Raw genomic sequence first — 1,902 nt, forward strand, 5'->3', positions numbered from 1 at the left:
TGTCCTGACACGTGAATAGATTCTCGAACCCCCACGGAGCGGCAGCGCCGCCCGGACGCTGCCAACTCAACGTGGGGGAGGTCGTGCTTGACGCCGCAGATCGGGAGTACCGTCCCCTGCGTGAGGGGTGCGGGTCCGATGCCGGACATCAGGTCGGTCGCGCGGCTGCCGAGGACGGGCGGGACGTTGATTCCGCCGCGGACCGCCAGATACGTGCGCAGGCCCCCCTCGGGCATCTCGAGGTACAGGCTTTCGCCGTCGTGCAGGGCGAACGGTGCGTACATCGGGGCCGGCCGGTTGCCGGTGTCGCTGTGGATCTCGGCGGGTGCGGGTGCGCCCGCGAGGGCCAGCGTCAGCTCGCCGTGCGCCTTCACCGAGAGGCCGCCAAGGACGGTTTCGATGACGGCGTCCCCCGGCTCATTGCCGACCAGACGGTTGGCCTGGCGGGTGCTGGAGACGTCTGCGGCTCCGGAGACAGAGACGCCGAGGTCGCTGAGTCCCGGCCGGCCAAGGTCCTGGATCAGGCTCTGGGGACCGGGTGAAAGTACCTCAAGGGACGGTGAGGCGGCGGCGGTGGGGCGGGCGCCGTCGTCGTTCTCCGTTGAGCTGTCAGCGACCTCGATGATCTCCCGCACGGCGACGTACTGCACCGTAGTGCCGGGGCGGAGGAGGGCGGGCTCGTCGCGGTCGAGGTCCCACATGCGGGCGGGGGTGCGGCCGATGAGCTGCCAGCCGCCGGGGGAGCGGCGCGGGTAGACGGCGGAGAAGTTGCCTGCCAGCGCCACCGATCCGGCGGGCACGGCGGTGCGTGGGGTGTCCCGGCGCGGGACGTTGAGTGACTCGTTTTCGCCGACGAGGTAGGCGAAGCCGGGCGCAAAGCCGCCGAACGCAGCGGTCCACAGCTGGCCGGTATGGGCCTTGATGACGCCGTCCGCGCCGAGGCTGGTGAGGTCGCCGACGTCGGTGAGGTCATCGCCGTCGTACACCACTTCGATCCGGACCGGATCGCCCGTCATCAGGGTGTCCTCCGACGGGCTGGGATCGAGTGCGGCGATCGAGGTCCGTGCGGTGCGGGCGCTGGTGCGGGAATCGAAGACGGCCAGGACCGTCTGTGCTGCGGCTAGCACGTCCACCTGGCCCTTCAGCGGATGCTGCACCAGGTGGGCATGGACGGCGAGCACGGAATCGAGCGAGGCAAGTTCGATCAGCAGTGCGCGCGGTCCGGCCCAATGAACATCTTTCAGCATGTCCTTCCGCTGAATCCCAGGACTCACACGAAGCTCCGGATGCTGACGCCGGCGGCCTCGAGTTCGCGGCGCACGGCGGCGGACATCGCCACGGCTCCGTCAGTGTCGCCGTGAAGGCAGATGCTTTCGGCTGAGGTCCTGATGGTGGAGCCGTCGCGGGCGATGAGAGTGCCTTCGGTGGCGAGGCGGACCATGTTGGCGGCGACGGCGTCCTCATCGTGGAGGACGGCGTCGGGTTCGCGGCGGGAGACGAGGGTGCCGTCGGGGTTGTAGGCGCGGTCGGCGAAGGCTTCGGAGACTCCGCGGAGGCCGGCGGCTTCGGCTTTGCTGAGTGCCACTGAGCCCGGCAGGAGGAGCATCGGAAGGTCGCCGCCGAAGGCTTTGACGGCGTCGACCACGGCCTGGGCCTGGACCTCGTGGGTGACGATGGTGTTGTAGAGGGCGCCGTGCGGTTTCACGTAGCGGATGGTTCCGCCGGCTGCCCGGGCGATCGCGTCGAGGGCGCCGATCTGGTACAGGACGTCGTCGGCCAGTTCTGTGGGGGAGCAGTCGAGAAAGCGGCGTCCGAAGCCGGCGAGGTCGCGGTAGCCCACGTGTGCGCCGATGGTGACGCCGGCGGCGACGGCGTCGCGGCAGGTCTGGGCGATGGTGGAGG

General features: G+C 69.9%; 2 protein-coding genes. Both read right to left on the reverse strand.

The window, feature by feature from the left end:
* Nucleotides 1–1,247: 5-oxoprolinase subunit B/C family protein (locus X803_RS21150; RefSeq protein WP_084033774.1), on the reverse strand; the 1,247-nt coding region annotated here is incomplete at its 3' end.
* A gap of 23 nt (nt 1,248–1,270) precedes the next feature.
* Nucleotides 1,271–1,902 (reverse strand): LamB/YcsF family protein (locus tag X803_RS20125; RefSeq protein ID WP_035779129.1); only part of this gene is annotated, 632 nt, incomplete at its 5' end.

The organism is Arthrobacter sp. 35/47, from assembly GCF_000520475.1.
In the GTDB taxonomy this organism is placed as follows: Bacteria; Actinomycetota; Actinomycetes; order Actinomycetales; family Micrococcaceae; genus Arthrobacter_D; species Arthrobacter_D subterraneus.